Source organism: Bradyrhizobium macuxiense (genome assembly GCF_001542415.1).
In the GTDB taxonomy this organism is placed as follows: Bacteria; Pseudomonadota; Alphaproteobacteria; order Rhizobiales; family Xanthobacteraceae; genus Bradyrhizobium; species Bradyrhizobium macuxiense.
Genome location: NZ_LNCU01000061.1, coordinates 1 through 9,104, shown reverse-complemented (window position 1 = coordinate 9,104; position 9,104 = coordinate 1). Strand labels below are relative to the sequence as shown.

Annotated in this window: 9 protein-coding genes; 4 read left to right on the top strand and 5 right to left on the bottom strand. The window is 64.8% G+C overall.

Annotated features, from left to right (window positions below; translation table 11 throughout):
• Positions 1-8 precede the first annotated feature (8 nt).
• From AS156_RS18495 to AS156_RS18485, 3 genes are read right to left on the bottom strand one after another with little or no spacing between them, the layout of a single operon-like run.
• The gene (locus AS156_RS18495; protein ID WP_136625947.1) at positions 9-449 is read right to left on the bottom strand and encodes a DUF6788 family protein; all 441 of its coding nucleotides are present in this window, start codon (positions 447-449) and stop codon (positions 9-11) included.
• Positions 450-480: 31 nt separating this feature from the next.
• A complete protein-coding gene (hutC, locus tag AS156_RS18490) occupies positions 481-1,218 on the bottom strand; it encodes a histidine utilization transcriptional repressor HutC (RefSeq protein ID WP_066507178.1) in 738 nt (245 codons plus the stop codon).
• Positions 1,215-2,573 carry a formimidoylglutamate deiminase gene (locus AS156_RS18485; RefSeq protein ID WP_066507176.1) on the bottom strand — a complete coding sequence of 453 codons (1,359 nt, stop codon included), beginning with the start codon at positions 2,571-2,573 and terminating at the stop codon, positions 1,215-1,217. Before AS156_RS18485 ends, hutC begins: the two co-directional genes overlap by 4 nt.
• Positions 2,574-2,687: 114 nt before the next feature.
• Between AS156_RS18485 and hutI the strand changes: the two genes are divergently transcribed.
• The 3 genes from hutI to AS156_RS18470 are packed head-to-tail and all read left to right on the top strand — an operon-like array spanning position 2,688 to position 6,209.
• Entirely contained in the window at positions 2,688-3,899 is a 1,212-nt protein-coding gene (gene hutI, locus AS156_RS18480; RefSeq protein ID WP_066507169.1) for an imidazolonepropionase, read from the top strand.
• Between the two features lie 34 nt (positions 3,900-3,933).
• Positions 3,934-5,598, top strand: a complete 1,665-nt coding sequence (gene hutU / locus AS156_RS18475) for a urocanate hydratase (protein ID WP_066507167.1) — start codon at positions 3,934-3,936, stop codon at positions 5,596-5,598.
• 11 nt (positions 5,599-5,609) lie between these two features.
• The gene (locus AS156_RS18470) at positions 5,610-6,209 is read left to right on the top strand and encodes a HutD/Ves family protein (protein ID WP_066507165.1); all 600 of its coding nucleotides are present in this window, start codon (positions 5,610-5,612) and stop codon (positions 6,207-6,209) included.
• Here the strand turns inward: AS156_RS18470 and AS156_RS18465 are convergent.
• The gene (locus tag AS156_RS18465) at positions 6,191-7,003 is read right to left on the bottom strand and encodes a phosphate/phosphite/phosphonate ABC transporter substrate-binding protein (protein ID WP_066507163.1); all 813 of its coding nucleotides are present in this window, start codon (positions 7,001-7,003) and stop codon (positions 6,191-6,193) included. The two genes, AS156_RS18470 and AS156_RS18465, sit on opposite strands and share 19 nt — an antisense overlap.
• Before the next feature lie 23 nt (positions 7,004-7,026).
• Complete coding sequence (locus AS156_RS18460; RefSeq protein WP_066507160.1) at positions 7,027-8,028, bottom strand: ornithine cyclodeaminase family protein; 1,002 nt, start codon at positions 8,026-8,028, stop codon at positions 7,027-7,029.
• Positions 8,029-8,419: 391 nt separating this feature from the next.
• Between AS156_RS18460 and AS156_RS46225 the strand changes: the two genes are divergently transcribed.
• Positions 8,420-9,070, top strand: a complete 651-nt coding sequence (locus tag AS156_RS46225; RefSeq protein ID WP_082747581.1) for a DUF1275 family protein — start codon at positions 8,420-8,422, stop codon at positions 9,068-9,070.
• Positions 9,071-9,104: the final 34 nt, after the last annotated feature.

Sequence of the window (9,104 nt, the reverse complement as noted above, 5' to 3'; positions counted from 1 at the left end):
GCCGCATCTCAATCACGCCGCTTCCTCCCGGGGTGGGGCACGGCGGGGTCGGGACGCAGCAAATCGTGATTGAGCTCGCAAATCTGCTCGATCGTCTCCTTCAGTTTCTGGTAGTTGTCCAGCCAACGACGAACCTCGGCCACCCGCTCCCGCCGTACGCTGATCTGTTGCGTCTGTCCGCGCCCATAACTGACCGTCAGCACGTACACCTGATGGCCCTCGCCGCGCGCGCATTTCGGACAGCCGCTCTTGTGACGCACGACTCGCTCCAACAGCGTCCCACGCAAAAGCTCGCCGGTGATCGGCAGCGTTCCAACCAGTTTCTTGCGCTTTTGAAGCGTGCGTTCACGAATCATCCCAATCAATGAATCAGGGGCGCGCACGGGCGTCAAACTCAAATCCGTCCAGGCTTGCAGAAAATCACAACTGCGCCGATTCTGCCCCAACACTCGGGCTCACGAATTTTGCGCCGGAAAGTAGCTAGCTGCTCGGCGTGAATCGCGCAACCAGATCGTAGAGCACGGCAGGATGAGTGAAGCGCACTGCGGTGATCGGCTCGCCGCTGCGCCAGGTCCATCGTTCGATGACAAGACAGGCGGAGCCGACCTCGATCGCGAGTTCGCCAGCCACGACCTCGTCGGCATTGCACGCCGAGATCCGATGCTCCGCTTCGGTCCACGGCACGTGATCGACCAGCCAGGTGCTCGGCGACAAGATCGCGAAATCCTGCAGGGCGGCGTCCGGCACCGCCTTGAGGTTGAGCAGCCGGTCCTCCAGCGCGAACGGCTGGTCCGCTGCGTCATGCCGGCAGCGTAGCGCCATGACCGGCTCGCGAAGGTGAACTTCGAGCCGTCCCCTGTCCTCTCGCGTGGCGCCGCGTTTTTGCCGGTCCAGCAACTCGTAGCCATACCGCTCGCCACGATTTTCGACCTCCGACTTCAGGTCGGGAATCTGCAGCACCGCGGAATGCACCTTCGGACGCGCGACGAAGCTGCCAGCCCGCCGCCGGCGCTCGACGAGGCCTGAAGCCGCCAACGCGGAGAGCGCCTTGTTCGCGGTCATCCGCGCGCAGGAATAGGTGTCCATCAGTTCATGTTCGAACGGCAAGCGGTGGCCTGGCGGCCATTCGCCCGACAGAATGCGACCTTCGATATCACTGCGGATACGTTGATGCAGAGTTTCGCCTGCGGACGGTCTCGGTTTAGATGGTGGGGTCATTCTGCGAGCAAGCCTTCAAGTCTCCGGCGGAACATGGCCGCAACCGATTCCGCCAGGTGATGCCTGCCCTTTGTCACAACCTTGCGGCCCGATGTCCAGACGCAGTCCACAAGCGGGCGCGGGCTGCCGAAGATCCAACCATCAAGGATCGCGTCGCCCGACCGGCCTGCCAGCGCTGAGCGCTCGGCATCAAGGCTCACGATATCGGCCGCGAGGCCCGGCGCGAGGCCCCCGGCAACGCCCAGTGCCTGCGCAGCGCCTGCGAGCGCGGCGTCGAACAGTGCGCGGCCGGTCGAGGCAATACGCGGCGTTGCCATCACGTTGCGGACGCGCAGCGCCAGGCGCTGCGAATATTCGAGCTGCCGCAGTTCGTCCGCAACGCCGATCAGGACGTTGGAATCCGTGCCCACGCCGAATCGGCCGCCGCTCGCGCCGAATGTCGGTGTGTCGAAGATGCCGTCCCCCAGATTGGCCTCGGTCATCGGACAGAGTCCGGCCACCGCGCCCGTCACCGCCATGGCTCGGCTTTCCTCGCCCGTCATGTGCGTGGCGTGGATCAGGCACCATCTGTGATCAACCGGAGCATGATCGAGCAGCCATCGTACTGGCCGCGCCCCGCTCCACGCGATGCAGTCATCGACTTCCCTGGTCTGCTCTGCGACGTGGATGTGGACCGGTGCCCCGCCGCCGAGTGGCACGATCGCTGCGAGCTCATCGGGCGTGATCGCCCGGAGCGAGTGCGGCGCGATCCCGACGTTGGCCGAGTCGCATTCGGCAACAGCACGGCGAGATCCGTCAACCAGCCGGGCAAACCGGTCGACAGTGTTGAGGAAGCGCCGCTGTCCCGGATCGGGAGCGCGGCCCCCAAAACCGCCATGAGCGTAGAACACGGGAAGCAGCGTCAAGCCGATGCCGCTGGCCTTGGCTGCCGCTGCGATGCGCCCGGCGAGTTCCGCGATATCGTCGTAAGGCACGCCCGACGGATCGTGATGGAGATAGTGAAACTCCCCGACCCGCGTGAAGCCCGCCTCGAGCATCTCGACATAGGCCTGCGCCGTGATCGCCTCGACGTCATCAGGCGTCATGCGGTCGACGAATCGATACATCAGGTCGCGCCAGGTCCAGAAGCTGTCCGACGGGGCGCTGCGGATCTCGGTCAGGCCGGCCATGCCGCGCTGAAAGCCGTGACTGTGCAGGTTAGGCAGTCCCGGCAGTCCAATCGCGTGACGCTCACAGGCGTCGCTGGCCGCAACGCCGGTGCTGACTGCCGCGATGTGGCCGCCCTTAATCGACACGAGCACGTCGCACAACCAGCCTCCGGGCAGCAAGGCCTGCTTGAAATGCAGCTCCGGCACTCTACTCTCCGATGTTGACGACGCTGGACAACACCCGTCGCCACGTAATATGTATAGACAAATAAGGTCTCATTGCCAAGTGATCGACGGAGAGGATAGCGGATTTCCATCATCATGACTGTCGCTGATCGGATCTGGCATCATTGTCGGCTTGCAACGCTTTCTCCCGGGCGCGAGGGACTTGGCATCGTCGAGGACGGTCTGATCGCCGCCAGGAACGGGATCATCGTCTATGCCGGCCCCAAGGCCGACGCACCGACCGGCCTGGGCGCGGCCGAGAGCATCGATTGCGAAGGGCGGTGGATCACGCCCGGCCTGATCGATTGCCACACTCACCTCGTCTATGGCGGCAACCGTGCCGAGGAATTCGAGCTGAGGCTCGCAGGCGCAAGTTATGAGGAGATCGCCCGGCGAGGCGGCGGCATCGTGTCGACGGTGAAGGCGACGCGGCGCGCGAGCGAGGACGACCTCGTGTCCGGCGCGCAACGCCGTCTTGACGCGCTGCTCGCCGAAGGCGTGACGACCATCGAAATCAAATCGGGCTACGGGCTGGAGCTTGCAACCGAGCGCCGTCAACTCCGCGCAGCGCGCAGGCTCGCGCAAGCCAATCCTGTGACGGTGCGGACATCGTTCCTCGGCGCCCATGCACTGCCGCCCGAACGCGCCGGCGACTCCAAGGCCTATATCGCCGACGTCTGCGAGATGATCCCGGCGCTTGCAGCCGAAGGCCTGGTCGACGCCGTCGACGCCTTCTGCGAGACCATCGCTTTCTCGGTGGAAGAGACCGCGCAGGTATTTGCCCGGGCGCGTCAGCACAACCTTCCCGTCAAGCTCCACGCCGATCAATTGTCGAACCTCGGCGGCGCTGCGCTTGCCGCGCGGTTCGGCGCACTGTCGGCGGACCATCTGGAATATGCCGACGAAGGCGGTGTCACGGCCATCGCGCATGCGGGAACGGTCGCGGTGGTGCTTCCCGGCGCCTATTACTTTCTCCGCGAGCGCCAGGCGCCGCCGATCGATCTGATGCGCAGGCACCGCGTTCCGATCGCGCTGGCGACCGACAGCAATCCGGGCTCGTCGCCGCTGACGTCGCTGCTGCTGGCCATGAACATGGGAGCAACCCTGTTCCGCCTGACGGTCGACGAATGCCTCGCCGCGGTGACCCGTGAGGCCGCCCGCGCGCTTGGGCTGTCGGACGAAGCCGGCAGCCTCGATGCCGGGAAGCGTTGCGATCTTGCGATCTGGGACATCGAACGCCCCGCCGAGCTGGTCTACCGGATGGGCTTCAATCCACTGCACGCGCGCGTCTGGCGAGGCCAGACATGATTCCGGCATCCCCTTCAGCACTGGACATGCATCCATGACACGTATCGACAATGCGCGCATCATCCGTGCGCCCCACGGTACCGAGCTTTCGGCAAAGAGCTGGCTGACCGAAGCACCGCTGCGGATGCTGATGAACAATCTCGACCCTGACGTCGCCGAGAAGCCGGGCGAGCTCGTCGTCTATGGCGGCATCGGACGCGCCGCGCGCGACTGGGAGAGCTTCGACCGCATCGTCACCACGCTCCGCCGCCTCGAAGGCGACGAGACGCTTGCCGTGCAGTCCGGCAAGCCGGTCGGCGTCTTCCGTACCCATCCGGACGCGCCGCGCGTCCTGATCGCCAATTCCAACCTGGTGCCGCACTGGGCGACCTGGGAGCATTTCAACCAGCTCGATCGCAAGGGCCTGATGATGTACGGCCAGATGACGGCGGGCTCCTGGATCTACATCGGCAGCCAGGGCATCGTTCAGGGCACTTACGAGACCTTTGCCGAACTCGGGCGCCGCCATTACGGTGGCAGCCTGTCCGGCAAATGGATTCTCACCGCCGGCCTCGGCGGAATGGGCGGCGCGCAACCGCTCGCGGCAGTCATGGCTGGCGCATCATGTCTTGCCGTCGAATGCCAGCCCTCGCGCATCGAGATGAGGTTGCGAACCCGCTATCTCGACCGGCAGGCGAACGATCTCGACGAGGCGCTGGCCATCATCGATGAGGCCGGACGAACGCGAAAGCCGGTCTCGGTCGGGCTGCTCGGCAATGCGGCCGAGATCTTCCCCGAGCTGGTCAGGCGCGGAGTACGGCCCGATGCCGTCACGGACCAAACCTCCGCGCACGATCCCGTCAACGGCTATCTGCCGAAGGGTTGGTCGATCCACGACTGGCAATCGCGCCGCGAAAGCGACCCGAAGGCCGTCGATCGCGCGGCCCGTGCCTCGATGGCCGAGCATGTCAGTGCCATGCTCGACTTCCACCGGATGGGCATTCCGGTCGTCGACTATGGCAACAACATCCGCCAGATGGCGCTCGAGGAAGGCGTCAAGGATGCCTTCGACTTCCCCGGCTTCGTGCCGGCCTACATCCGTCCGCTGTTCTGCCGCGGTATCGGTCCGTTCCGCTGGGCTGCACTCTCAGGCGATCCCGAAGACATCTATCGTACCGATGCCAAGGTGAAGGAGTTGATGCCCAATGATGCCTCCCTGCATCATTGGCTCGACATGGCGCGTGAGCGGATTGCATTTCAGGGCCTGCCTGCCCGCATCTGCTGGGTCGGCCTCGGCGATCGCCACCGGCTCGGCCTTGCGTTCAACGAGATGGTCGCGCGCGGCGAGCTGAAGGCCCCGATCGTGATCGGCCGCGACCATCTCGATTCCGGATCCGTCGCCTCGCCCAATCGCGAGACCGAGGCGATGCGCGACGGCTCCGATGCCGTGTCCGACTGGCCGATGCTGAACGCGCTCCTGAACTGCGCCGGCGGCGCAACCTGGGTGTCGCTGCATCACGGCGGTGGTGTCGGGATCGGCTATTCGCAACACGCGGGCATGGTCATCGTTTGCGACGGCACGCCGGAGGCCGCCCAGCGCATTGCGCGCGTGCTCTGGAACGATCCCGCCAGCGGCGTGATGCGTCACGCCGACGCCGGCTACGAGCTCGCGATCGACTGCGCGCGCGCCAACAAGCTCGACCTGCCAAGTCTCGGCTGAGGGCGGCCGCTGTGAAGATCGTCCGCGCCGCCGACTGCCGCATCGTGCCCTGGAAGAACGGCGGCGGCGCGACCACCGAGATCGCCGTCGAACCCGACAACGCCTCACTCGATGAATTCGATTGGCGCATCAGCATGGCCCGCGTTGCGTCTGATGGGCCGTTCTCGGAATTCGTTGGCACCGATCGAAGCCTCGCCGTGGTCACCGGACGCGGGCTCGTGTTAGGGATCGGCGATGCTGCGGACGTCGTGCTCGATGCCGCCTCGGATCCCATCCGGTTTGCGGGGGACACCCCGACCTCGGCACGATTGCTGGCCGGCGCGATCGTCGATCTCAACGTGATGACGCGGCGTGGCCGCTACGATCACCGGCTGCAGCGCGTGAACGCATCAACGATTTTCGACTTCGGCGACCACCGGATCGCCGCGGTCGTCGCTCCGTCCGGCGAGGTCAGCCTGATTGTCCGGCAGCGCACGGTCACGCTGATGCCCGGCGATAGCGCCATCCTGACATCCACGGCCGATGCCCCGTGCCAGATCGTGCCGGCACCCGCGACCGCCTGCTATCTCGTGCTGCTTCACGAAGGTGGCCGTCAGATCGGCTCGGCATAGCCCGCCGCGCGCGCCTCCGCGTCCCAGCGCAGCATCAGCTCATAATCATCGATCTCAACCGGCGCGAAGCCATCGAGACAGAGCCGGTCCCTCAGGCCGGCACAGGCAGGCGCCTCGGCGAAGGTTGCAAGTGTCGCCTGCAATCTGGTGACGATCTCATCGGGACAGTCAGGCGCCGCGACCAGCAACGGAGCCGGCGCGGGGTCGGTTGTCCCGACAATCCTGATCTTTGTAGCAAGCTCAGCCTCATGACGCAGCATCAGGTCCAGCGCATAGCTGTCGAGCGGACCGATATCGATGTCACCCGCCGACAGCGCGTCGAGGACGCGACGCGGGGTCGTGAGCGGTCCGACGCTATCCCGATAGAGCCGCGCACCACGCTGCCGGTAATACGGCACAAGGTGGTGCCGCAGTGCGTTGTACCCGGAATGGGAATCCGCGACGGTGTACCCGACCCGGCCGCCGAACGTATCCTCGACCGTGGCGAACCTGGAATCTGCGCGAACCAGCAGCCGCGTCGCGTAGACCGGCCGGCCATGAGTGGGAGCCTTGGCCGGAATAGGAGCCGCGACCGGCCGCGGCCGATGCGCCGCCAGCATGAACGGGAATCCGCACATGAAGGCGCAGGCGAGATCGCTGCGTGACCAAAGGTCGGACAGTGGCAGCGGAAAGGCGTGAGCGATAACGTCAAGCTCTACGCCGCTATCGCGCGCGAGCCAGCCGAACAGATCGGTCCAGGCCGCTGCCGCCTGTGGATTGACCGAGTACATTCGCGCATTGGCAACGCGGCGCATGTTCGGAGGTCCCCGCTTCCCGGTCAGGCAAAACGCAGGCGCTGCCCCACGCCGATCCGCTCGGCCTTCTCCAGCATCGCATGTCCAAGCGCGATGTCGGACAGCGATAGCCCGCGATGCCAGAGCAAATTGGTCTCGGCTTCGCTTTCGCGGCCCGGTTTGAGGCCGGCCACAATCTGCCCAAGCTCGGCGTGCAGCGTCGACTCGGAGAGCTTGCCGGCTTCGACATGGGCACGAAGGCTGCCGAACTTGCCGCCCTTGCATTGTCCCCAATCATCAACCACCAGTTTCGCCATCATGTCGGTCAGCGACAGCTCAATCGCACTCATGGTGCCGTAGGGCGCGACGAAGGCGCCTGGCTTGATCCATTCGGTCTTCAGCATCGGGGTCGGCGTGTCGAGACGCGAGGCCTCGACGACGATGTCGGCGCCTTCAACGCAGCTTTGCCAATCTTCAGTTGCGACGACCTTCTTGCCGAGATCGCGGCTTAGTCGCTCGGCAAAGCTGTTGCGGCTTTCCTCGCGGCGCGAGTGGACGCGGATCTCGTCGAAGTCGAAGAGATGATTGAGCAGCCGCACGTTCCAGTAGGCGGTGCCGCGCGCGCCGACATGTCCGAGGATCTTGGAGTTCTTGCGGGCGAGGTATTTGGCGCCGATCGCCGTGACCGCGCCGGTGCGCATGTCGGTGATACCGCTGGCATCCATGATCGCCTGAGGCGCGCCGGTGCGTGGATCGAACAGCGCCAGGATGCCGAGCTCGGAATGCAGGCCGAGCTTATAGTTGTCTACGAAGTCGCCGACGATCTTGACCCCTGCCCTGTCGATCGGCGGCTTGATTGCCCCGCGCAGAACGTTGAAGTGCCCGTTGGCTGCGCCCGGCTCTAGATGCACGCGCGGCTCAATCACGGTGTCGCCCCTGCCCTGAGCCGTCAGGCTGGTCTCGATCGCAGCGAGGATCTCCTGGTCGGTAATCTTCAGTTCCTCGATGTCGAGCCGGTTGAGATAGGCGATGTAGATGGGCGGCATGCCGTGCTCCCTCATTATTATGTCTATACATAATAGTTCTGGAAATAGTTGTCAATCTCCACGACCTCGAGGGCATTCACCGGGTAGGCATTGCGGTACAGGTGTTTGAGTTTCAGAAGATTTCATCTCAAAAACCGTTCACGCAGTGGGCGCGTGATGCATTCCGGCCGCCTGAAGGAGCCAAAGGCCCGCCGCCTGCTGCTCTTGGCTCACTTGGCCGCGCCCAGTTGTCAGCGATACCGGTCTTCATGCTAGCCTTGGCAACCGTCGGGCAGCTTGGCGCGATTGCTACTCCTGATTCAATTTTTCGTGCTTGCCGCGCTATCGATCTTCACCGTCATCACGAAGCCGTCTGTCGATCCGGACGGCGTGCAGGCCGGATCGGCCCGCGATGATGACCGTGTCCGCCATGGCTTGCCAATATGCGCTCCTTCGCCTTGCGGTGCCCGGCACGATCTCGACTGCGGTGATGACCGGCAACCTAGCCAACGCCGTCTTATCCGCGATGGACCTGCTCGCAGCTAAGAGCCCGCTGCTGCCACACGATTCAACGCCTCTAAATCGCTCGCTTGATCGCTTGCTTGGATTCGTCGTGGGGTGCGTAGTTGCCGCGCGGCGGTTTCACTGGTGGGAGATTGGGCGTGGTCCCCGCCGCAGCGTAGGCCGCGTTGTTCGCCGACTTCCTCGGTACTCTGGGTGGGTCCGACTTCTCCGCATCGTGCATCACGGACTTCGGCCTCCGGCCTTCCCCGTGCGGCCCCGGGCGCGGCAGCCCAGGGCAATGTGGAGACCTCCCGGTTCCCGCGCAGAAGATGTGCGCACATGCCAGGGTCTCAGACGGCGCGGAGCTGGTCGGGCACTCGCGATCGCGTGTCCGACCATGTTGCCTTCTGCCGGAACGAGGGCATCGGCACTCCGGATGATTGGAATTTCGCCGCTCAATGGCTGGCCTATACGTTCCCCTGTCAACGCTTCACGCGTCGCCTCGCGACGACCCGCGCATGACTCGGGGCCGGTGTGGATCGCTACTCCTTCACCGTAAAGGACTTGCACCTTCTATCTCCTGCCGGTCTCCC